This window comes from Butyricicoccus sp. Marseille-Q5471, from assembly GCF_951230135.1.
In the GTDB taxonomy this organism is placed as follows: domain Bacteria; phylum Bacillota; class Clostridia; order Oscillospirales; family Butyricicoccaceae; genus Agathobaculum.
The window spans coordinates 172341-195711 of sequence record NZ_CATNVC010000004.1 but is presented as its reverse complement, the minus strand read 5'-3'; the positions used below and the strand labels follow the sequence as shown (position 1 = coordinate 195711).

The 23371-nt window shown below is 56.5% G+C and carries 18 protein-coding genes and 1 pseudogene; 13 read left to right on the top strand and 6 right to left on the bottom strand.

The window, feature by feature from the left end; genetic code table 11:
• Together QOX26_RS07130 and QOX26_RS07125 are read right to left on the bottom strand one after the other, a co-directional pair.
• On the bottom strand, window positions 1–741 hold the full coding sequence (locus QOX26_RS07130) for a sulfite exporter TauE/SafE family protein (protein WP_283674281.1): 741 nt from the start codon (window positions 739–741) through the stop codon (window positions 1–3).
• A complete protein-coding gene (locus tag QOX26_RS07125; RefSeq protein WP_283674280.1) occupies window positions 738–1640 on the bottom strand; it encodes a helix-turn-helix domain-containing protein in 903 nt (300 codons plus the stop codon). Before QOX26_RS07125 ends, QOX26_RS07130 begins: the two co-directional genes overlap by 4 nt.
• Window positions 1641–2249: 609 nt before the next feature.
• Here QOX26_RS07125 and QOX26_RS07120 point away from each other — a divergent pair.
• The 8 genes and pseudogenes from QOX26_RS07120 (at window position 2250) to QOX26_RS07085 (ending at window position 10818) form a co-directional block, all read left to right on the top strand.
• Window positions 2250–3269 (top strand): annotated as a pseudogene (locus tag QOX26_RS07120) (sugar ABC transporter substrate-binding protein).
• Window positions 3270–3375: 106 nt separating this feature from the next.
• Window positions 3376–4860: a sugar ABC transporter ATP-binding protein gene (locus tag QOX26_RS07115; RefSeq protein ID WP_283674279.1), complete on the top strand. Its 1485-nt coding sequence runs from the start codon at window positions 3376–3378 to the stop codon at window positions 4858–4860.
• A complete protein-coding gene (locus tag QOX26_RS07110) occupies window positions 4857–5879 on the top strand; it encodes an ABC transporter permease (protein ID WP_283674278.1) in 1023 nt (340 codons plus the stop codon). The genes QOX26_RS07115 and QOX26_RS07110 overlap by 4 nt, the downstream gene beginning before the upstream one ends.
• 276 nt (window positions 5880–6155) lie before the next feature.
• Complete coding sequence (gene iolM, locus QOX26_RS07105; protein ID WP_283674277.1) at window positions 6156–7334, top strand: scyllo-inosose 3-dehydrogenase; 1179 nt, start codon at window positions 6156–6158, stop codon at window positions 7332–7334.
• Window positions 7335–7375: 41 nt separating this feature from the next.
• Window positions 7376–8338 carry a 3-dehydro-scyllo-inosose hydrolase gene (gene iolN / locus QOX26_RS07100; protein ID WP_283674276.1) on the top strand — a complete coding sequence of 321 codons (963 nt, stop codon included), beginning with the start codon at window positions 7376–7378 and terminating at the stop codon, window positions 8336–8338.
• Window positions 8339–8629: 291 nt separating this feature from the next.
• The gene (locus QOX26_RS07095; RefSeq protein WP_283674275.1) at window positions 8630–9712 is read left to right on the top strand and encodes a zinc-dependent alcohol dehydrogenase; all 1083 of its coding nucleotides are present in this window, start codon (window positions 8630–8632) and stop codon (window positions 9710–9712) included.
• Window positions 9713–9827: 115 nt separating this feature from the next.
• Window positions 9828–10667, top strand: coding sequence for a sugar phosphate isomerase/epimerase family protein (locus tag QOX26_RS07090; protein WP_283674274.1), 840 nt, complete (start codon window positions 9828–9830; stop codon window positions 10665–10667).
• A gap of 4 nt (window positions 10668–10671) precedes the next feature.
• Window positions 10672–10818: a hypothetical protein gene (locus QOX26_RS07085; RefSeq protein WP_283674273.1), complete on the top strand. Its 147-nt coding sequence runs from the start codon at window positions 10672–10674 to the stop codon at window positions 10816–10818.
• Window positions 10819–10877: 59 nt separating this feature from the next.
• Here QOX26_RS07085 and QOX26_RS07080 read toward each other — a convergent pair whose 3' ends face one another.
• The 4 genes from QOX26_RS07080 to QOX26_RS07065 all read right to left on the bottom strand — a co-directional run bounded on the left by QOX26_RS07080 (window position 10878) and on the right by QOX26_RS07065 (window position 16284).
• Window positions 10878–12578 carry a [FeFe] hydrogenase, group A gene (locus tag QOX26_RS07080; protein ID WP_283674272.1) on the bottom strand — a complete coding sequence of 567 codons (1701 nt, stop codon included), beginning with the start codon at window positions 12576–12578 and terminating at the stop codon, window positions 10878–10880.
• A 3-nt stretch (window positions 12579–12581) separates the two neighbouring features.
• Entirely contained in the window at window positions 12582–14483 is a 1902-nt protein-coding gene (locus QOX26_RS07075) for an NADH-ubiquinone oxidoreductase-F iron-sulfur binding region domain-containing protein (RefSeq protein WP_283674271.1), read from the bottom strand.
• A complete protein-coding gene (locus QOX26_RS07070; protein WP_283674270.1) occupies window positions 14480–14965 on the bottom strand; it encodes an NADH-quinone oxidoreductase subunit NuoE family protein in 486 nt (161 codons plus the stop codon). Before QOX26_RS07070 ends, QOX26_RS07075 begins: the two co-directional genes overlap by 4 nt.
• Before the next feature lie 275 nt (window positions 14966–15240).
• Entirely contained in the window at window positions 15241–16284 is a 1044-nt protein-coding gene (locus QOX26_RS07065; RefSeq protein ID WP_283674269.1) for an aldose epimerase family protein, read from the bottom strand.
• Between the two features lie 207 nt (window positions 16285–16491).
• Here QOX26_RS07065 and QOX26_RS07060 point away from each other — a divergent pair, with 207 nt between their 5' ends.
• The 5 genes from QOX26_RS07060 (at window position 16492) to xylB (ending at window position 23366) form a co-directional block, all read left to right on the top strand.
• The gene (locus QOX26_RS07060) at window positions 16492–17616 is read left to right on the top strand and encodes an ROK family transcriptional regulator (RefSeq protein WP_283674268.1); all 1125 of its coding nucleotides are present in this window, start codon (window positions 16492–16494) and stop codon (window positions 17614–17616) included.
• Between the two features lie 294 nt (window positions 17617–17910).
• Window positions 17911–19038, top strand: a complete 1128-nt coding sequence (chvE, locus tag QOX26_RS07055) for a multiple monosaccharide ABC transporter substrate-binding protein (RefSeq protein ID WP_283674267.1) — start codon at window positions 17911–17913, stop codon at window positions 19036–19038.
• Between the two features lie 72 nt (window positions 19039–19110).
• Window positions 19111–20652 (top strand): multiple monosaccharide ABC transporter ATP-binding protein, encoded by a 1542-nt coding sequence (mmsA, locus tag QOX26_RS07050; RefSeq protein WP_283674266.1) that lies wholly within the window; start codon window positions 19111–19113, stop codon window positions 20650–20652.
• Window positions 20653–21828 (top strand): multiple monosaccharide ABC transporter permease, encoded by a 1176-nt coding sequence (gene mmsB, locus QOX26_RS07045; protein WP_283674265.1) that lies wholly within the window; start codon window positions 20653–20655, stop codon window positions 21826–21828.
• A 14-nt stretch (window positions 21829–21842) separates the two neighbouring features.
• On the top strand, window positions 21843–23366 hold the full coding sequence (xylB, locus tag QOX26_RS07040; RefSeq protein ID WP_283674264.1) for a xylulokinase: 1524 nt from the start codon (window positions 21843–21845) through the stop codon (window positions 23364–23366).
• Window positions 23367–23371 lie beyond the last annotated feature (5 nt).

Genomic DNA, 23371 nt, shown 5'->3' with positions numbered 1-23371 from the left:
TTACGCCTGCAGCAGCAGCGCTTTGATGAGCGTGCTCAGGCCGCCGAGGATAAATACATAGATAATCAGCTTGCGGATGCGTGTTTCATCGATGCGCTTGTCAATCTGTGAACCAATCCACATGCCGAGGAATGCGGCCGGAACGGTGATGGCGGTGATTTGCAGGGTAAACGCCGTAAAAATGCCGTTATAAAGGTAAACAAAGGTGCGGAACAGATTTTCCAGAAAGAAAACAAAGCACACATTGGCGCGAAATTCTGACCGACCCTTGGAGGTGCGCTCCAGATAAATCAGAAACAGCAGGTTGATGCCGAACAGGCCGGCCGTCACACCGGACAGAAAGCTCATAATCGCCTGCACTGCGGGATTGGCCTTCATGTCCTTGGCGCGGTCGCGCGTGAGCATCTCAACGCCCAGACCGATGATGAGCAGGCCAAGCACGACCTTGAGAATCCACGGTGCGCCAAGCTTGAGCAGCATTGTGCCCGGAATGATGCCGAGCAGCACCCACACCGCAATCGGTGCGACCGAGCGGAGCGAGAACGCCGCGCGGTTTTTCAGCACGATGAAGGCGTTTAAGATCAGCGAAACCGGCAACAGGGCGGGGGTGATGTCCTTATTATCCAGCCGCATGGCGAGCATGGGGTTGGAAATCAGCGGATCGCCGAAGCCTGCCAGTCCTTTGACGACAAAGGCACACGAGATAATAATGAATATGTAAACAGCAAGAGAGGGGGTCATACCAGATTCCTCGATTCCAGAAGATTGCGGCCGGCCTTTTCCACGTAGGATTCGCGGTATTTGCTCGGCGTCATGCCGATGTTCTTGGAGAACATGGTGTTAAAATGGCACGGATTGCCCACGCCGACTGCGACGGAGATTTCGGTAATCGACATTTTGGTGGTAATGAGCAATGTTTGCGCTTCCCCGAGCCGTCTGCGCAGCGTGTACTGCATCGGCGAGTAGCCGGTCTGCGCCTTGAACACGTGCGACAGATGATAAGGACTGATGCGGATGGCCTCCGAGATGTCCTGCAGGGTGAACGGTTCGTCAAAGTGGGTATTAATGTAGCTTTTGACCTGTGCCACGATGATGTCGGTGCGCGTGTGTACCGTGTCGCCCGCCATGTCGCAGTATTTGCGGATGACCAGCAGCAGCTTGCTCAGCAGCGCGATGGTCAAATGATGGCAAGTTTCCAGCGAGCCCTCGGGATTGCAGGCGAGCAGGCTGTGAATCATCGACATGAGCGATTCAATCATGTCGGCACATTCACCGGCGGGAAAAACAGGGGAGTAGCCTTCCTCAATCAGGTGGTTGGCCGGCAGACCCTTGACACGCACGTCGGTAATGGCAATGCTGTACGTGTTCAAATCCTTGCTGCAGGAAGGATCCTCATCGTGCAACATACCTGCGTTGCAGAGAATGATGTCGCCCTGCTTGATGGGATAACGCGTTTCATCAATAATATAGACGCCCGTGCCCGAGCGGACAAACAGCAGCTCCAGCATATCATTATGCTTGTGCAGCACACGGGGATGGTCTGTATAATAGGAGTCGATTTTGCTGGCTGAAATCAGCTGCGGTGTGTATCCTTCGGCAAAGCTGGACTGATGTTCTCCGGTAACAAAACATTGAATCATAATCGTACCGATCCTTCCTTGTCATATTGATAATTTTTGCACAATCGCTCCCGCGCATCCGCAAGATTGTGATGGAGTAACCTCGTTATATCATGACAAAAAATGCTTGTCAATCACAAAAAAACGAACAGAAACTGGTAAAATCGCAAGAATACTAAGGTTATATGGAAAATGCCTGTGCAAAGCAGCGATTTCAAAGGCATAAATCGCAAGAAAGTGAAATTTGTATCGTCGAGCGAAGAACGCAAAAAAAGAATACAAAAAAGTTGAACTTAAATTATGCAAATAATACAAAGATTTACTTGGAAAAAGGCATTGAATTTGGTAAAAACGCAAGAATATGAAATCGTTGATTTCAAAAGGCGATATTTCACGGTTAAAAGTGAAAAACATGCGCAAGAAAACTATAGCAAAGTAGAGGGATAGTGGATATGATAGTCACATGTTTTTGAAATGATTTTCAAAGAGAAATGGTATGGTTTATCAGAACACGCAGTATTACAAGGTTTTCCGTGATATGAATCCCAGGTGAATGGTTTCAGACCCCGATGAATGGAATATGAACCGATAACGGTTTATATAAAACAACAAATCTAAGGAGGAAGAAACATGAGGAAGAGACTACTGGCAATGTTGCTGACAGGTGCAATGGTATTTTCGCTGACCGCATGCGGCGGCAGCACGGACGGTACAGCGGCGGAGGGCGGTACGGCGGCAGAGGGCGGCGCACAGTCTGCTGAAGGCGGCAGCACAGGGGGAGAAACCGTTAAAGTAGGATTTGTCGTAAAAAGCCTGTCGGACCAGTTTTACGTGCTGATGAAGGCCGGCGCTGAAGCGGAAGCAAAGAAAATGGGCAATGTGGAGCTAAAGTTCATTGCGCCCAACTCCGAGTCGGATGTACAGGGACAGGTAGACATGATTCAGAACCTGGTGGGTCAGAAGATGGATGCCATCTGTGTTGCGCCGTCATCGCAGGATGCGGTTCTGCCGGTTTTGTAGCAGGCGGATGACGCAGGCATTAAGATTCTCGCCGTGGATACGGACTCAGTGTTCGAGAAAAAGCTGACGTTCATCGGCACGGGCAACACACCGGCGGCAAAGCTCGGCGGCGAATATGTTTGCTCGCAGTTCCCGGCAGGCTCCAAGGCAGTTATTCTGCGCGGCCGTCTGGGTGACACCAACCATGACGAGCGTCAGGCAGGCTGGGAAGAAGCGCTGAAGGCGGGCGGCATTGAAATCCTGGAGGTGCAGGCGGCTGATTCACAGGCGGAAAAGGCGCTGAACGTCACGCAGGATTTGCTGGCCAAGTACGGTGATATTGATGTTATTTGCACCACCGCTGATTCGATGGCACAGGGCGCACAGAGCGCGGTAGATGCCGCCGGCGCCAAGACCAAGGTCATGGGCTTTGACGGTACGATTCCGGTTGCGGAGGGTACTGCGGAAGGTACTTATATGGGCACGGTTGCACAGGATCCTTATAACATGGGCGTTGTAGGCGTGCAGGAAGCCGTTAAGGCCGCGCAGGGCGAAACGATTGAGAACCGCATTGACACCGGCGCCATTGTGGTCACCAAGGATACGGCTGCAGACTTTGTAGCCGATATTAAGAGCAAGGTCGGTGAATAAACAGTAGACCGGGCGGGATGGGATCGGCGATGTGTCCGATCCCATCTTTCAAATACACGAGAAACAGAAAAGGTCGGTGATAACGGGCATGAAGCATGAAGTTATAATGGAACTGAAGCATATCACCAAGTATTTTCCGGGTGTTGTCGCACTCGATGATATGTCGTTCACAGTACGAAAAGGAACGGTGCACGGCCTGATTGGAGAAAACGGCGCGGGAAAATCCACGCTCATCAAAGTGTTTACCGGCGTCAATCAGCCGGATAAGGGTGAAATTTATATTGATGGAAAACAGGTGCACCTGTCCAATCCCATGGCATCCAAGGCCGCGGGCGTAGGGTGTGTCTATCAGGAACTGAACATCATTCAGGAGCTGAATGTAACGGACAATCTATTCCTCAATTATTATATGAAAAAAGGACCGCTGTGCGATTATAAAGCCATGCACAAGCGTGCGTCGGAAATCATGGAAGAGCTTGGTCAGCCGGTGGATCCGCACACCGAATGCTCCAAACTGGGTTTGGGCGTTCAGCAAACAATTGAGATTGGCAAGTCGATCTTGTCGGATGCACGGCTGATTATTATGGACGAACCAACTTCCTCCCTTTCCGAATCTGAGGTTGAGCAGTTGTTTAAAACCATAGAAATGCTCAAGGAAAAGGGGATTGCAATTGTTTTTGTATCGCACAAGCTGGAGGAAATTTTTGAATGCTGCGATGATATAACCGTCATGCGTGACGGCAAATGGATTTCCACTTCGCCGGTCGAAGAAATGACCAAGGATTTGTTGATTTCTCATATGGTAGGCCGCAGTCTGGAAAATCTGTTCCCGAAGGAAATTGCACCTAAGGGAGAAGAAATGCTCCGCGTGGAGCATCTGAACAGTGTCGGCGTGCTGAATGATATCAGCTTCTCGGCTTATGCGGGACAGGTGCTGGGCTTTTCCGGCCTGGTTGGTGCGGGACGCACCGAAACCATGCGCGCAATTTTCGGTGCAGATCCACGTGATGGCGGGGAGGTTTATATTCAGGACAAAAAGGTGCGGATTTGCTGTCCGGCCGATGCAATCCATAATAAGATGGCATTTCTGACAGAGGATCGGAAGGGCGAGGGCTTGATTTTGGAGGCTTCGGTGCTCAACAACCTGCATCTGGCCACGATCGACCGTGATCGCAAGGGATTGCTGCTCGATCAAAGTAAGCACCGTCGTATTGGCGAAGAAAACATTGCAACCTACAAGATTAAAACGCCGACACTCGATACGCCGGTAGGTTCGCTGTCGGGCGGCAATCAGCAGAAGGTGGTCATAGGAAAATGGGTCAACACCGACGCGGATATCTACATATTTGACGAACCGACGCGCGGCATTGATGTGGGCGCGAAAATCGAAGTGTACCATGTAATGAACGATTTGGTGCGCAAGGGGAAATGCGTGTTGATGGTTTCATCCGAGCTGCCCGAAATTTTGGGCATGTCCGATCGTGTCATCGTCATGCGTCACGGCACGATTATGGCCGAGATTGACCGCGACACAGAGCACTTTAATCAGGAAGATATTATGAAAGCCGCATGGGGAGGAACGTTGTCATGACAGAACAAAAAACAGCACCCAAATTAAAGGACGCGATCAGCAAGCTCGGCCCGCTGCTGGCCTTGGCGCTGATTTGCATCGGTCTTGGCATTGCGACGAAGGGAAACTTTTTTTCCTCGACTAATGTCTTCAATTTGCTGCGTCAGGTGCCGATTGTCGCATTGATGTCGGTCGGTATGTTATGCGTCATTTTGCTTGGCGGCATTGATTTGTCGGCAGGCTCGCTGCTGGCAATCTCAACCGGTGTGACCGCCGTACTGATGAAGAAATTTTTCACTGCCGATACTGTGTTTAACGCTGTAATTCTAATTGTGATTTGCCTGGTCGTTGGTACGGTGGCCGGCATGCTTAACGGCCTGCTGCTGACCAAGCTGCATCTGCCGCATCCGTTTATCGCGACCCTCGGCACGAAGAATATGTACCGCGGCATTACGCTTGTCATTATGGGCTCCGCGTCTATCGCAGGGTTCCCCAAGGGTACACTGGTGATTGGAACGGCTGAGCCGTTCGGTATCCCGCTGTCATTTATCCTGACGATGGTTGTGTTTGTTCTGATGCATGTTTTTCTGTCCAACTCGCCGATCGGTCGTAAAATATACTCCTTCGGCGGAAATGCGGAGGCCGCGCGGCTCGCCGGCATCAATACCGACCGCGTACAGGTTATCTGCTACTCACTCAGCGGATTCTTCTGCGCACTGGCTGGTGTTGTTTATATCGGCCGTCTCAATTCGGCGGTGCCGCTCGCCTCACAGGAGGGGGATCTTGATGCAATCGCGTCCTGCATCATCGGCGGCGCATCGTTCCTTGGCGGCAAAGGCAACGTCTGGGGCACGCTGATCGGTGCGTTTATGATTACCGTCATCCGCAACGGCTGTAACCTGATGGGCGTTTCGTCGGACTTGCAGTTGATTGTCATCGGCGCGATCATCATCGTCGCAGTATTCGTCGACGTGGTGCGCAGCCGAATGGAAGCAAATGCAAAGCGCCTTGCAGTGGCCAAAGCCAGTGCTGCAGCCTGATTTACCATACAAACCGAGGAAAAGCGTGCGAAAGCGCGCTTTTCTTTTGTTTTATCGGGAAAATACACGCTCCAAAAGAGATGCGCAAGAAAATGAAATGCGCCGATGAAATTCATCGGAAAATGCCCTCAAAATGGGGAAAGTCGCACAAGATAAATATAGTGGAAATGCCCTCGAATTTATATAATGAAGTCACAAAAGCAAAGACGGAGTGCAAAGCGCGCAGCGCTCCGAAAAGTACGATATTTATAGCATTTGTGAAAAGAGGATGACAGTATGAGAGCATTTTATGTAGAAGCGGATCATGTGCCGCGCGAGGGATACGTTCTCTCCGAGCGTGAAAAAAAGACCGGCCGTGCGCTGCGCGGCAACCAGATTTGGAAGGATATCCGCGGTACAGTGACCGACCGTCCGATGCCGGTTTGCGGTGAGGAGCAAGTCATGATTCGCGTAGGCGCCGCCGGCATTTGCGGCACGGACGCACACCTGCTGAAAAAGGACGCGGACGGCTACTCGATGTATGACGGCCACTCCAAATACCCGATTATCACAGGTCACGAGTTCGCCGGCGAGATTGTTGAGGTCGGCAGCAAGGTGAAGAAGCTGCGCGTGGGCGATCTGGTATCAGTTGAGTCCATGCACTGGTGCGGCGAGTGCGACGCCTGCCGCCGCGGTATGTTCAACCAGTGCAAGGAGCTGGAAGAACCCGGCCTTACTTACGACGGCGGCTTTGCAGAGTATGCAGCAGTGCACGCCAAGTACTGTTATCCCTTAAACGCCATCATGGATTACTACGGCGGCGACAAGATGACCGCGTTCGAGCTGGGTGCGATGATTGAGCCGACCGGCGTTGCCTATAACGGCCTGTTTGTTCGCGGCGGCGGACTTCGCCCGGGCGGCCATGCAGCGGTGTTCGGCTGCGGCCCGATCGGACTGGCGGCCATCCAGCTGCTCAAGACGGCAGGCGCTGCCAAGCTGATTGCCTTTGAAAGCGTACCCGAGCGCGTTGAGCTCGCCAAGGCCTGCGGCGCGGATTATGTGTTCGACCCCACCTCGTTCAAGAGCCCCGAGGAGCAGGCGGACATGCTGATGCAGCTGACCGACGGCGCGGGCATCTCGCTCTTCGCAGAGTGCGCAGGCGCGACCAAGTTTACTTATCCTGTCATGGGCAAGGCACTGGCCATCGGCGGCAAGACCGTGCAGATTGGCCACACCGTAGGCATCACGCCTGTGGATATCTTCAACTGGCAGTGGAACGCCGCGACGATTTCCGGCTCGAACGGACAGTCCGGTCAGGGCATTTATCCCGATGTAATCGCGCTGATGGCCTCCGGCCGCATCGATATGCGCAAAATGTGCACCGGCCGCTTCAACCTAGAGGACATCGCCGAGGGTATGAAGATTACCGCCGGCAAGGTGCTGGTATCCACCGCTTATCCCCGTCTCTCCAAATAAAATTTTCCGATAAATCAATCCATTCAAGGAGGAATAACATTATGTCGAACTGGAACCTGCCCGCAAAGGGCGGACATATGGAAGCGCAGGACGGTATTTACTACCAGAACATGACCACCAAAATGGTGGAAGAGCGCCTGAAAAAGAACGACGTGCTGCTCATCCCGGTCGGCTCGACCGAGAACCACGGCCCGTCCGCTCCCTACGGTGAGGACACCTATCTGGATACCCGCCTGTGCGAACTGGTTGCCGAGCGCACCGGCTGCACGGTTGCTCAGCCGATTTGGTACGGCTCGCATCCCTATCACCATCTCGGCCAGAAGGGCACCATCATGATTCCCGAAAAGATTCTGGCGGATTACATCTCTTACGTGCTCGCCGGCTTCTGGAACACCGGCTTCCGCAAGATTATCATCGTCAACGGCCACGGACAGGACTACGTCATTCCGCTCGCCATTCACACCTTCGGCAAGAAGTGGCAGGTGCCCGGCATCGTGCTGTACACCCACTTCTGGAACTGCGCCAAGGAGCAGATGACCACCATCGACAAGGGCGGCCCCTACGAGACGCCGTTCGTGCACGCCGATGAGGTGGAGCAGTCCTGGTGCCTCGAGCTGTTCCCGGAGTTTATCCACATGGAGGACGCCATCATCACCAAGTCCGCGCCGCTGCTGCCCCCCGGCCACATCAACACCTCTTCCGAGGACGGCGTAGGCCCGATCAAGTGGTATAACGCATTCGGTTCCTGCGGCATGGAATGCATCTGCCAGCCGGAAGGCGTTATCGGCGATGCAACCAAGGCAGACGGCAAGAAGGCCGAAAAGGGCGTAGAAAAGACGCTCGACTACCTGACCAAGCTCGTCACCGACATTCTGGAGAAGTACCCGGCTGGCACGCTGCCTCCGATCGACAAGATGACCCAGCGCTCGCGCGAGGACATCGAAGCGGTCATTAAGGGGCCGAACGAACCCGGCGGCCGCCACATCTACACACTGGAGTATTAATCCGCGTATCGGTATCCCAACGATACATGTACATACATTTCCTGCGGCGGGAGCATTCTCTCTTCTATCTTCTCTCAAATCCCGCCGCAGAATCCCCGTGCAGCACGCCGACAGTATCTGGCCGGAAACAGAATACAGAGTTAGTGGGGCATGTCAAGTCTGCTATCGCTGAAAGAGGCCGAGCCGTCGACGAAACGCATAGATTCCCCGCATTTTCCAACCCCATTTCACAAAAAATCGCGGCGGCGCGCCCGCGTCCCCGCCCTAAAATTAAATTAAGGAGTGTTACATATGAACAATCGTCCTAACACGTGCAAAGCAGCGTTTATGCACGGTCCGTTTGATCTGCGCATCGAAGACCTCGAGCTGCCCCCGCTTAAGCCCAACCAGATCCTCATCAAACTGAAGGCCTGCGGCATCTGCAAGTCTGACGTTGAGTGCTTTGAGGGTGAATCGGCAGAAGGCCGTTACGACCTCGGCCCTTATACCCCCGGCCACGAATGGGTCGGCACCGCGGCTGAAATCGGCTCCGGCGTTTCCTCCGTCAAGGTTGGCGACAAGGTCGTTGGCGACTGCGTGCTGCCCTGCCACGAATGCGCAAACTGCAAGGACGGCAAAATGTCCTCCGCATGCCTGAACATGCGTGAAGTTGGCTTCCGCCCCGACTCGCCCGGCGGTTTCGGCGAATACATGATTCTGGAAGAGGCCTACACCCATGTCATTCCGGACGACTGGTCCGACGAAATCGGCATCTTTGTTGAGAACTTCAACGTCGCTTACTGGGGCGTTTGGGGCAATGGCTGCGATCCGGACGCATCCGACGATGTTGCAATCATCGGCGGCGGCCCGATCGGCTGCTCGGCCGCAATGGTAGCAGCAACCTCGGGCGCTACCGTTATCGTGATCGATCCCGTGGAATCCCGCCGCGAAAACGCCATGAAGTATGGCGCAACACTGGCGGTTGACCCCTCGCAGTTCAAGGAGCCGGGTGCGCTCGAAGCAGAGCTCAAGCGCCTGACCGGCGGCCGCGGCCCGTCCGTTGTCATCGAGTGCTCGGGCAACGACATCGGCATCGCATCCCTGTTTGACATCGCCGGCCACTCTGCCCGCGTTGGCGTTGTCGGCCACTCCATCGGCCGCAAGGTGCCGGTTGAAATCGGCAAGACCATCTGGAAGACCCTGCACATTTCCGGCTCTGGCGGCACGACCAACTGGTTCCCGCGTACCATTCGCTTCATGAGCAAAATCAAGGACAAGTACGACTTTAAGGGTCTGGTTTCCCACTACTACAAGTTTGAAGATCTGGACGAAGCCATGAAGATGGCGCAGAACCAGGAAATCGCCCGCAAGGTCATGCTGACCTTCGAGGATTAATTCCACATACCACTCTTTCATTTTACCCATACACATCTCTCTCTTCTTCTCTCATCGAACGGGGCCTCCGCCTGGAGGCCCTGTTCCCAAATAACGCGGATTTTTGGAGGCTGCTATGAAAAACTGGAAATTTGCTGTATCCTCGGCGGATGAAGCGCCCGTTACCGCTCCCATCCTGCTGCAGGGATCGATTGAGCACAATTTGGAAACGGCGGCCCGCCTCGGCTATCAGGCGATCGAGGTGCACACCCGTGAGGACGTGGAACTGGATTACGACGCGATTCGCCGCGCAAGCGAGCGGACGGGCGCTCACGTGGCTATGGTCGTCACCGGACGGCTGAACACCGAGGGCATGTGCTCGCTGGTCGCGGACGAACCGTACATTGTGTCGGCCACGCTCGACGGGATGCGCCAGTATATCGACATGGCTCACCGATTAGAGGCGGACGTGGTCATCGGCTGGGTCAAGGGCAACATTCCCAAGGGCGGCAAGCGCGAGAAATACCTCGACCGGCTTGCCAAAAACCTGCGCATTCTCGATACCTATGCCGGTGAGCGGAACGTAAAGCTCAACATTGAGGTCATTAACCGTTACGAGGTCAATATCTTCACGACGGCCGATGAAATCATGTCCTTTTTAGAGAAATACGGACTGGAAAACTGCTATGCGCATCTGGATACCTTCCACATGGGCATTGACGAGTGCGATCCTGTTGAGGCAATTCGGCGCTGCAAGGGGCGGCTCGGCTATTTCCATCTGGCCGACAATTCCAGACGCTATCCGGGAAGCGGACAGTTCGATTTCGGAAGCATTTTGCAGGCGCTGGAGGACACCGGCTATGACGGTTATCTTTCGGTCGAATGCCTCCCGTATCCGAGCGGCGAGCAAGCTGCGGAGCGGGCGATTGCTTACCTGAAGGGGCTTTGCGGCATGCGGAGAGAGGAAGGGGCGTAACGGCATGACAAAGAAACGCGGAGATGTTTCCACAAGGCAGCTCGTTTTCTTAATTGTCGCCTTTATCGCCGCGCTGGTGCTGGGGTGCTGGCTGGCCTACCTGTGCTTCTATAACGGCTGGTACACCTACACACTGCCCGCAGGCTGGTAAAGGAAAACATAGAAAAGGAGGGACGTCCGTTTGGACGTCCCTCCTTTTGTGTGTTTCAATCAGTGGCTGGCCGGATAATGCACATGCAGCAGCTCGTGACTGCGATCCTTCAGCTCGTTTGCGTACATTTCGATGATGAAGGGATTGCGCTCCGAGCTTTTAATGAGCGCGTTGCGGTCGGCCTCGTACAGACCCTCTGCGCGCTTCATCTTGAGCGGGCTCAGGCCGTAGGGCTGTCCCGCGCCGCCGACGCAGCCGGTCTTGCAGGTCATGACCTCGACCAAATCGTAATAGGCGTTGCCCGCCTCAATATCGTCAAGCAGCTTCTGTGCGTGCACCAGTCCGTGCACGATGGCGATGCGCAGCGTGCGGTCGCCGAGCGGCACAGTGACTGTGCGGATGGGGTCGGTGCCGCGCAGCTCGGAGAACTGCAGCGCCTGCAGCGTGTTCTTGGACTTATCCTCGACCACACGGCGCACCACGGCTTCCGCCACGCCGCCGGTTGTGCCGAAGATGGTCGCCGCGCCCGTACCCATGCCGAACGGCAGGTCGGGTGCTTCGCCGTCAAGCTCGTCAAAGCGGATGCCGGATTCCTTAATCATGTTGATGATTTCCTGCGTGGTCAGCACCAAATCGACATCTGGCTTGCCGTCGCGGATGAATTCCTCGCGCGCGGCCTCCATTTTCTTTGCCGTGCACGGCATGATGGCGATGTGATAGGTCTCACGCTCGTCCGCCGCGTCCTTTTCGGCGTACTGGTCGCGCAGCACGGCGGCAAACATTTGCATGGGCGACTTGCAGGTGGAAATGTTCTTGAGATAGTGCGGCCGCTTGTTTTCCACGTATTTCACCCATGCCGGACAGCAGGAGGTGAACATCGGGAACGGCCCGCCGGCCTGCAGACGCTCTACAAATTCGGCGGATTCCTCCATGACGGTCAAATCCGCGCCGAAGGTGGTGTCAAACACCTCGTCCGCGCCCATCATCTTGAGGGCGGCGACCAGCTTGTCAATCGCGTTGACCGAGGACGACAGGCCGAAGGCCTCGCCGACCGCAACGCGCACGGCGGGCGCAATCTGGAACACGACGCGCTTTTTGGGGTTGTGCAGCGCACGCCACGCACGGCCGATTTCATTAAAGATGGTAATCGCGCCGGTCGGGCAGGCGGCGGCGCACTGGCCGCAGCTGACGCAGTCGGTCTCGCTCAGCTTGCGGTCGAACGCGGGCATGACCTGCAAATCGCTGCCGCGGTGGGCAAAGTTCAGAATGCCCATGCCCTGCATTTCCTCGCACACGCGGATGCAGTCGCCGCACAGAATGCACTTGTTGGGGTCGCGCACGATGGCGGGGGAGGAAACATCGGTCTCGTATTCGGGACGGGTGTCCTCAAACCGCACGCGGCGCACGCCGAAGCGCAGCGCTAGCTCCTGCAGGCGGCAGTCACCCGATTTTTCGCAGGTGGTGCAGTCCCGGCAGTGGGAGGAGAGCATCAGCTCCAGAATCATCCGGCGGTGCTTGAGCAGCTTTGCCGTGTTGGTGCGGATTTTCATGCCGTCCCGCGGCTCCATCGAGCAGGATGCGTCGATATTGCCGCGCTCGTCCTCGACCACGCACATGCGGCACGCGCCGTAGACCGAAAGCTCCGAATAGTAGCAGAAGGTAGGCATGTCAATGCCCGCCTTGCGGATGACCGCAAGCACGTTTTTCTCCCCGTCGAAGGGCACGCGCTGGCCGTCGATATACATAATTCCCTTTGCCATCGCTTAACCCTCCTTGATTGCCCCGAACGGGCAGTTCTGAATGCACGCGCCGCAGTTGATGCACTTGTTGGCATCAATGGTGTGCGTCTGCTTGACCTTGCCCTCAATGGCTTCCATCGGGCAGCTCTTGCGGCACTTGCCGCAGCCCTTGCACAAATCGGCCGCGATGGTGGGGTGCGGCTTTTCCTTGTTGCAAATCGGGCAGTGGTGGTCGACCACGTGGCGGAGATATTCGTCGCGGAAGTATTTCAGCGTGCTCTGCACCGGCTTGCAGGCGCTCTTGCCCAGGCCGCACAGCGCGGTGCTCGTGATGGTATCGCTCAGTTCCTCCAGCAGGTCAAGATCCTGCGGAGAGCCCTTGTTGTCCAAAATCCGGTCCAGAATTTCCAGCATGCGCTTGGTGCCCTCGCGGCAGGGGACGCATTTGCCGCAGGATTCGTTCTGCGTAAAACGCATGAAGAAGCGCGCAACCTCAACCATGCAGGTGTCCTCGTCCATGACGACAAGGCCGCCCGAGCCGATCATCGCGCCGATGCCCTTGAGCGAGTCAAAGTCGAGTGGAAGGTCAAGATGCTCCTTCGACGCGCAGCAGCAGCCGCCCGAGGGGCCGCCGATCTGCACGGCCTTAAATTCCTTGCCGCTCTGGATGCCGCCGCCGATGTCAAAGATGACCTCGCGCACGGTCGTGCCCATGGGTACCTCAATCAGGCCGGTGTTGACCACGTTGCCGGTCAGCGCAAAGGCCTTGGTGCCGGGGCTGGTCTTGGTGCCGATTGAGCGGTACCAGTCCACACCGTTGCGGATGATAAGCGGCACGTTTGAGAAGGTTTCAACGTTATTCAGTACGGTCGGCTCTTCCCACAGGCCGTGTTCAATCGTGCGGGGCGGCTTGACGCGCGGCATGCCGCGGTTGCCCTCGATCGAGGCGGTCAGCGCGCTGCCCTCGCCGCAGACGAAGGCGCCCGCGCCGCGGTTGACATGGATGTGGAAGCTGAAGTCCGAGCCCATGATATGGTCGCCGAGCAGGCCGTAGGATTCGGCCTTTTCAATCGCGGTTTTCAGGCGGTTGACGGCGAGCGGGTACTCGGCACGGACGTACACATAGCCCGCGTTCGCGCCCACGGCGAGACCGGCAATCATCATGCCCTCCATCAGGCTGTGGGGGTTGCCCTCCATAATCGAGCGATCCATGAACGCGCCGGGGTCACCCTCGTCGCCGTTGCAGACGATGTATTTCTGCGGCGAGTTCTGACGGCGCGCACCGTCCCACTTGCGGCCGGCAGGGAAGCCGCCGCCGCCGCGGCCGCGCAGGCCGGAGTCGGTAATCGTTTTGCAGATGCTCTCATCCGTCATGTCAAACAGCGCTTTTTCAAAGGCCGCGTAGCCGCCCTTGGCGATGTATTCCTCAATGTCCTCCGCGTCGCTCTTGCCGCAGTTTTCGAGCACAACGCGGTGCTGCTTTTTGTAGAAGGGGATGTCCTCCTGCTTGGGATAGGCCACACCGTCCAGATGATACACCAGCCGGTCGATGATTTCGCCGCCGAGAATGGTCTTTTCGATGATTTCGTGGCAGTCCTCGGGCTTTACGTGGATGTACATGATGCCCTGTGGCTCGATATGTACCAGCGGGCCCATTTCGCAGAAGCCGTGGCAGCCGCTCATCTTGACGTGCAGGCTCTTCTCCTCCTCGGAGTCGTGCTTGAGTCCGACATAGACCGGCAGATCGCGCGCCGCGCATTCGGCCTTGATGTTTTCATAGATGTTCATTGCGCCGCCGGCGATGCAGCCGGTGCCCGCGCAGATCAGCACGGCGGGAATGCGCTCGCTCTGGCGCAGCGCGTTGCGGGCGTTGGCCTGAAAGACGTGGAAGCTGTCCCGCGTCAGTTTGTTACGGTTACGGTTCATGTGGCAGCGCCCTCCTTGGCTCGAATATCCTGCAGCAGCTCGAGCGCTGCGTCCGGCGTCATTTTGGCGTAAACCTCGCCGTCAACGGTCATGACGGGCGCAAGTCCGCACGCGCCGAGGCAAGCGACGGTCTCAAGGGTAAACATGCCGTCGGCTGAGGTTTTGTTTTTGCCGGAAAGTTCAAGATGCGCGGCAATCGCGTCGTAAATCGGCTGCGATTTGCGCACATGGCAGGCCGTGCCGGCGCAGACCTTGATGATGTGCCGTCCCTTAGCCTCCAGAGAAAAATTCTCATAAAAAGTGGCGACGCTGTAAACCTTCGCGGTGCTGACGCCCAAAAGCTTGGCGACAAGGGTCAGCGCTTCTTCGCTCAGGTATTTGGCGTCCGCCTGAATCTCTTGTAAAATAGCGATGAGATTGGATTGATCGAAGCCGTATGATGCGGCAATTTCCTGCACGCGGGCAAGCTGTTGCTCCTGCATAGGGTTGTCCTCCTGGTAAAATTTAAGAATACGCCCATTTCACACACTATCATCTTAGGTGTTTTTAAATGTAGTGTCAAGATGAATAGAAAAAGGGCGAATTCATTTGTTGATAATGCATAAAAATGAGCAGATTAAAAGGTGATTATCACAAGAGAACCCGTGCGAGAAATAGGAAAAATTAACAGAAAAATACCACCTGCAAACGCTGCTGCAAGCAAAGAAAAAAAGACCCCGCGCAGGGCGGAGTCTTTGGAGTTGCGAGGGGGTGTGCGTCACCGGTGCACCGAGAAGCGATACACCGTTTGCTGCCGGTAGGCTTCGCCCGCGCGCAGGATGGGCTGCGGCCAGCGGGGATGGTGGATGGCGTCCGGATAGAACTGTGTTTCCAGGCAGAATCCGTGCCGCCGTCCGTACGTACAGCCGCCCTTGCCGAGGGGCGCACCCGCGAGTGCGTTGCCGGTGTAAAACTGCAGGCCGGGCATAGTGGTTTCGACCTCCATGCGGATGCCGGTTTGCTCGCAGTGCGCCGCCGCAGCGGCACGCAGGCCTCCTGCCGCGCCGTTGACAATAAAATTATGGTCGTAGCCGCCGACGTTTGTCAGCTGTTCTGCCGCGTCGTCCCAATGCAGCCCGATGGGGGTGGGGCAGCGCAAATCGAACGGCGTTCCCTCGACTGCACTGAGCGCACCGGTCGGAATCGCCTCCGCATCGACAGGGGTGAAGGCATCGGCGCAGAGCGAAATCAGCTGTCCGCCGACCGTGCCCGCATCGTGCCCCGCGAGATTCCAGTAGGTGTGATTGGTCAGATTGCAGAGCGTATCCGCCGCCGCCCGCGCTTCGTAGTTGATGGACAGTGCGCCGTTTTGCAGGGCATAGGTCACCTGAACCGAAAGTGCGCCGGGATACCCCTCGTCCCCGTCGTCGCTTTCCAGCGTCAGCACAAGCTGATCGTCCTGCACGTCCGCCTGCCACAGGCGCTTGTCGAAGCCGTGCCCGCCGTGCAGATGGTTGCGTCCGTCGTTGCAGCGCAGGGAATACGCCTTGCCGTCGAGTGAAAAGGTGCCGCGCGCAATGCGGTTGGCGCAGCGCCCAATGAGTGCGCCGAGGAATTTGTCCTGCCGCTCGTAGTCCGCAATCGTGTCATAGCCGAGTGCAACATCGGTCGGCGTCCCCTGCCGGTTTGGGACGAGGACCGATTGCACCGTGCCGCCGAAATCCAAAATGGCGGCGGTGACCGTGCCGTCGGACAGAAGAAAGCGCGTTACCTGCTGTCCGTCCGCTGTTTTTCCAAAGGCTTGCTGCCGAAGCATGCCCATCGTGATTCCCCTCCAGTCATATCGTGGTATGTCGAAATCGTAGCACGGATTTTCAGAAAAGAAAAGAGCGCAAAAAATTAAGGTGAAATGAAAAGAGCATCCATAAATTTGAAAATCACTGCAAAAGAATAATTATTGCCTTGCTTTTTGCCGCTAAAAGTGCTACAATAAAAGAAAATAACTTTTATAAAAGTTGGTGCATCGATCATGGCGGAAAAAATGTCCACGGCGGAGCTGCGCAGGCGCAACCGAAGAAATGTCTATCACTATTTTTATAATGCGGATGCGCCCCGCACCAAGCAGGAGATTGCCGCGGCGCTGCATCTGAGCCTGCCAACGGTAACGCAGAACCTGCGCGACCTGATGGAGCAGGGACTCATCGAATACGCGGGTCTGATTGACTCGACCGGTGGCCGCCGCGCGCGCACCATGCAGATGGCGGCAGATGCACGCTTCTCGGTCGGTGTGGAGCTTTCGCCGAAGCATATCCGCATTGTCGCAATTGATTTGCTTGCAAACGAAATCGCGTTTCAGCGCATTTCCTGCCCGTTCAGCAACGATGCGGCATACCGTCAGCAGCTGCTCGCGGCGGTAGAGGCGTTCCTGGATGCCTTTCATCTTGACCGCGCGCGGTTGCTAGGCATTGGCGTAACGCTGCCCGGCATCATCAATGAAGCGCGGGGCCTGATTGAGGTCGCGCCCATTCTTGGCATTCGCAAGATGAATCTCGCGCTGCTGACCGAGCTGTTTCCATATCCGGTGTTCGTGGAAAACGATGCGTCGGCGGGCGGCTATGCCGAGTGGTGGAACCGCAGCGATTTGGACAGCATGGCGTATCTGTTCCTCGGCAAGGGCGTGGGCGGTGCATTGCTGATTGGCGGCAGGCCGTATGCGGGCGTCAACCGCCGCAGCGGTGAGTTCGGCCACATGGGCATCGTGCCGGACGGCCGTCCGTGCAGCTGCGGTAAGCGCGGCTGCTTGGAGGCATATTGCTCGGTTTCGCGCCTGACGGACGATTTGGATCTTCAAATTGAGGAGTTTTTTGAAAAACTGCAGCAGGGCGATGCGGACTGCTTTGCGATTTGGAAGCAGTATATGGACGATCTGGCGGTCGGCATCAACTCCATCCGCATGGTGATGGACTGCGATGTGGTGCTGGGCGGCATGATTACCCCCTTTATGGAGGATTATCTGCCCGATATCCGCACGCGTCTGGCCGCGCTGAATAGCTTTGGGGATGACGGACGCTATCTGCACCTCGGAAAATGCCGCGCCAAGGCAAACTGCATCGGTGTAGCGCTGCATTTTGTCGACACTTTTATCAACGAATGACCCGAAAATGGGTTTTGAGGGACGTATCCGATTGGATACGTCCCTTTTTGTGCTCAAAACGGGAAAAGGGAAAAGACGGAAAAATAGATAAAAAATAAAAAACGGATTTGGACAAAACTCTGAAAATTGGAAGATATGTATAAATCCTATTGACTTTTACGGCCGGCAAACGTATGATGTGAACACAACATAAGGAAATGATATTTACAAAAGTAATTAGCAAATATCATTCCAAGTGGTCAGTCGATGGCATGGAACAAATGCAAGAGAGAATTTCGAAGGAGTGTGTACATGATGAAAAAGCGGTTATTGGCAGCACTGATGGCAGGGGCAATGGCACTGAGCCTGACGGCGTGCGGCGGCGGTTCGGACGCAAACACGACTACGGACAGCAGCGCGCAGGCAGAGGGCGCGACAGACGCGGGCACTACAGCGAAAATCGGTGTTTCGATGCCGACCCAGTCTCTCCAGCGCTGGAATCAGGACGGCACGAACATGAAGCAGCAGCTCGAAACGGCAGGCTATCAGGTCGATTTGCAGTACGCGGGCGACAACGACATCCCGACGCAGGTTTCCCAGATTGAGAACATGATTTCGGGCGACTGCGACGCACTGGTCATCGCGGCTATCGACGGTTCGGCGCTGACCGAAGCGCTCAAGGGCGCAAAGGAAAAGAACATCCCGGTCATCTCCTATGACCGCTTGATTATGAACTCGGACGCGGTTTCCTACTACGCCACCTTTGATAACTACAAGGTCGGCACCATGCAGGGCGAGTACATCCGCGACGCGCTCGATCTGGACAATGCGGCAGGTCCGTTCAACATTGAACTGGTCACCGGCGCACCGGATGACAACAACGTAAACTTCTTCTTCGGCGGCGCGATGGATATTCTCCAGCCGTATATCGACAGCGGCAAGTTGGTCGTTCCGTCCGGTCAGACCGAGAAGGCACAGTGCGCAACCGCAAACTGGTCGACCGAAGAAGCGCAGAAGCGCTTTGAAAACATCATCACCTCGGTTGGCTACGGCCCGGACGCAAAGAAGCTCGACGCCGTGCTCTGCTCGAACGACTCCACCTCTTACGGTGTGCAAAACGCACTGCTGGCAGCCGGCTACAACAAGGATAACATGCCGGTTATCACCGGTCAGGACTGCGACAAGCCGAACGTCAAGAACATCATCGCAGGCGTGCAGTCGATGTCGATTTTCAAGGATACCCGCACGCTGGCAGACGCCACGGTCAAGATGGTTGATGCAATCATCAAGGGCACCGCGCCTGAAGTGAACGACACCGAAACCTACGACAACGGCACGGGCGTGATTCCGTCCTACCTGTGCGACCCGGTATTTGCCGATAAGGACAACTATAAGAGCATCCTGATCGACAGCGGATACTACACCGAAGCGGATTTGGCATAACGACAAAAACCGGGGCGGACGGCTGACTGACCGCCTGCCCCGGTTTTACCTCGGAAAGGGGGAGCAAGACAAATGGCAGATACAATTTTGCAGATGAAAAACATCACCAAGCTGTTCCCGGGTGTCAAGGCGCTGGACAATGTCAACCTCGAGGTCGAGGCGGGGGAGATTCACGCGCTCGTCGGTGAGAACGGCGCGGGAAAATCCACGCTGATGAACGTGCTGAGCGGCATCTACCCGTTCGGTTCCTACGAGGGGGACATTCTGTTTGAGCAACAGGAATGCCGCTTTAAGACCATTAAGGACAGCGAGGCCAAGGGCATTGTCATCATCCATCAGGAGCTGGCGCTTGTGCCGTACTTATCCATCGGCGAAAACATGTTCCTCGGCAACGAGCGCGGCACCTCCGCGCGCATTGACTGGGATCAAACCTATCACCGTGCGGACGAACTGCTCGCGCAGGTGGGGCTGACCGAGTCCAGCCATACGCTCATTAAGGATATCGGTGTGGGCAAGCAGCAGCTGGTCGAAATCGCCAAGGCACTGGCAAAAAACGTAAAGCTGCTCATTCTGGACGAGCCGACCGCGTCGCTCAACGAGTCGGACAGCCAGAAGCTGCTCGAGCTGCTGCTGCAGTTTAAGAAGCAGGGCATGACAAGCATTATCATTTCGCATAAACTGGGCGAAATCTCCTATGTAGCGGACAAAATCACCGTCATTCGCGACGGCTCGACCATCGAGACGCTTACCAAGGGCGTGGATGATTTCTCCGAGACGCGCATCATCAAAGGCATGGTCGGCCGCGACCTGTCCGACCGGTTCCCCAAGCGTGTGCCGAAAATCGGTGAGATTGCGATGGAGGTACAGGACTGGACGGTGTACCATCCGATTTATGAAGGGCGCAAGGTGGTCGACAAGGTTGATTTTAATGTGCGCCGCGGAGAGGTCGTCGGCATTTCCGGCCTGATGGGCGCGGGACGCACCGAGCTTGCCATGTCGATTTTCGGCCGCAGCTACGGCTCGAACATCACGGGCACGCTCAAAATCGGCGGCAAAGAGGTGCAGCTGAAAAAGGTCAAGGACGCGATTGACGCAAAATTGGCCTATGTGACCGAGGACCGCAAGGGCAACGGTCTGATTCTGTCCAATCCCATCCGCGTCAACACGACGCTGGCCAAGATGGACAAAATTTCAAAGCACAACGTCATCGACGCGGATAAAGAGGCGCAGGTGGCTGAGGAATACCGGCAGAAGCTGCACACCAAGTGCCCGAGCGTTGAGCAGAACGTGGGCAATCTGTCGGGCGGAAACCAGCAGAAGGTGCTGCTCGCCAAGTGGATGTTCGCCGACCCCGATATCCTGATTCTCGATGAGCCGACGCGCGGCATCGACGTCGGCGCAAAGTACGAAATTTATACGATCATCAACCAGCTCGTTGCGGAAGGCAAGTCGGTCATCATGATTTCGTCCGAGCTGCCCGAGGTACTTGGCATGTCCGACCGCGTTTATGTCATGAACGAGGGACGCATGGTCGGTGAATTCCCCATCGCGGAGGCGACAAGCGAGGCCATTATGGCTCGTATCCTGCAGACAAGCGGAAAGGGTGTGTCGTAAATGACAAAGGTAAAAGAGACACTGAAAAAGAATACGATGCTGGTGGCGCTGATTGTCGTCATGGCGCTGTTCCAGATTTTGATTATGGGGGCGGGCAAGGGTTCGCTGTTTGCCCCGTCCAACATTGCAAACCTCATCATGCAGAACAGCTACGTGGTCATTCTGGCGACCGGCATGCTGCTGTGCATCCTGACCGGCGGTAATATCGACCTGTCGGTCGGCTCAATCGTCGCACTGGTCGGCGCGGTCGCCGGTACGCTGATTGTCAACTGGCACATGAACATCTATCTGGCGATGCTCATCTGCTTGGGGATCGGCCTGCTGGTCGGCGTCTGGCAGGGCTTCTGGATTGCGTATGTCAACATCCCGCCGTTCATCTGCACGCTGTGCGGCATGTTCATCTGGCGCGGTCTGGCAACCATCATTCTGGATGGCACGACGATTTCGCCCTTCCCGGAAAATTATCTGAAATACTTTACCTCGTACCTGCCCGGCGCGGGCACGGATGCGGGCACGATTTTCGGCGTGACCATTGCGGTCGGCGCGGTGTGCTGCGCAGTGTTTGTCGCGCTGACGCTGCTCGGACGCGTGCAGAAAAAGCGCAAGGGCTATCAGACCGGCTCTCCGGTCATGCTGATGGTTCGTCTGGCAGTGGTTTGCGCGGCCATTCTGGTCGTGTTCTATCTGCTCGGCAAAAACAAGGGCGTGCCGAGCGTGCTGATTCTGCTCGCGGTCGTTGTGTTCATTTATCAGTATTTCACCACACGCACCGTACCCGGCCGCCACGTTTACGCCCTCGGCGGCAACCAGAAGGCAACGCAGCTTTCGGGTATTGACACCAAAAAGGTCATGTTCGGTGTGTATGTCAACATGGCGTTCCTGTCGGCGGTCGCAGCGCTCGTCTGCATCGGCCGTTTCAACTCGGCAGCGCCCTCCGCAGGCACCAACTATGAGATGGATGCAATCGGCTCCTGCTTCATCGGCGGCGCTTCGGCCTACGGCGGCGTGGGCACAGTCGGCGGCGCGGTCATCGGTGCAATTTTCATGGGCGTGCTCAATAACGGTATGTCCATCCTCGGCATCGACGCCAACTGGCAGAAGGTGGTCAAGGGTCTGGTGCTGCTGTTCGCGGTCGTGTTTGACGTGGTGAGCAAGAAGCAGAACAAGTCCCGATGAGAAAGGGATAAAGAATGAATTACTTACTTGGAATCGACATTGGTACCTCCGGCACGAAAACCGCGCTGTTTGACACCGCGGGGGGCGTGATGGCGAGCGCTGTGCTCGAATATCCCATGCAGCAGCCGGAAAACGGCTGGGCAGAGCAGAACCCGGAGGATTGGTGGAACGCCGCGCGGGAGGGCATCCGGCGCGTGCTGAAAACCAGCGGGGTAGACCCGCAGGAAATTCGCGGCATCGGCCTGTCGGGTCAGATGCATTCGCTCGTGCTGCTCGATGAAAACAATGACGTGCTGCGTCCCGCCATCCTTTGGTGCGACGGACGCACGGCCGCCGAGTGCGAGGAAATCCATGCCCGCGTCGGCCGCGACCGCCTGATTGAGCTGACGGCAAATCCCGCGCTGACCGGCTTTACCGCCGGCAAGATTCTTTGGGTGCGCAAGCATGAGCCGGAACTCTATGCGAAGTGCCGACACATTCTGCTGCCCAAGGATTACATCCGCCTCAAACTCACCGGCGCGTACGCCACCGAGGTTTCGGATGCTTCCGGCATGGGACTGCTTGATGTACCGCATCGCTGCTGGTCAGACGAAGTGCTCGAAAAGCTTGAAATTGATAAAAATCTGCTTGCCAAGGTCTATGAAAGTCCCGAAGTGACCGGACGCATCACCGACGAAGCTTCGGCGGACACCGGTCTTGCCGCAGGCACCATCGTGGTCGGCGGCGCGGGCGACAATGCGGCGGCAGCCGTGGGCACCGGCGTTGTCACAGAGGGCAAGGCCTTTGCCACCATCGGCACCTCGGGCGTGGTGTTCGCCCACACGGACGAACTGTCCATCGACCCCAAGGGCCGTGTTCATACCTTCTGCTGTGCCGTGCCCGGCGCGTGGCATGTGATGGGTGTGACGCTCGCTGCAGGCGCGTCGCTGCAGTGGTTTCGCAACAATTTCTGCGCGGACATCATCGCCGATGCGGAAAAGCGCGGGGTCGACCCGTACGATTTGATGAACCATATGGCCGAGCGCGTGCCCGAGGGCGCAAAGCGCCTGCTTTTCCTGCCCTATTTAATGGGCGAGCGCACGCCGCATCTCGATCCGGACTGCCGCGGCGCGTTCATCGGGCTGTCGGCCATCCACACACGCGCCGAGATGATCCGCGCGATTATGGAGGGCGTGACGTACAGCCTGCGCGACTGCGCCGAGATTCTGCATGAGATGGGCGTGACCAATCGGGAGATTGTCGCCTGCGGCGGCGGCGGAACGAGTCCGCTGTGGCGGCAGATGTTGGCCGATGTGCTGGACTGTGAGGTGTCCACCGTGGCCAGCCGGGAAGGTCCGGCGCTCGGCGCGGCACTGCTCGCGGGCGTCGGTGCGGGACTGTATGAGAGCGTGCCGGCCGCCTGCGCGGCGGTCATCCGCACGAGTGCGCCGCAGCAGCCGGATGCGGCTGCCGGAAAACGGTATGACGCGGTGTACGAGGTGTATCGCTCATTGTATCCCGCGCTGCGCGACAGCTATGCCGCGCTCGCCAAGCTGTAAGGAGG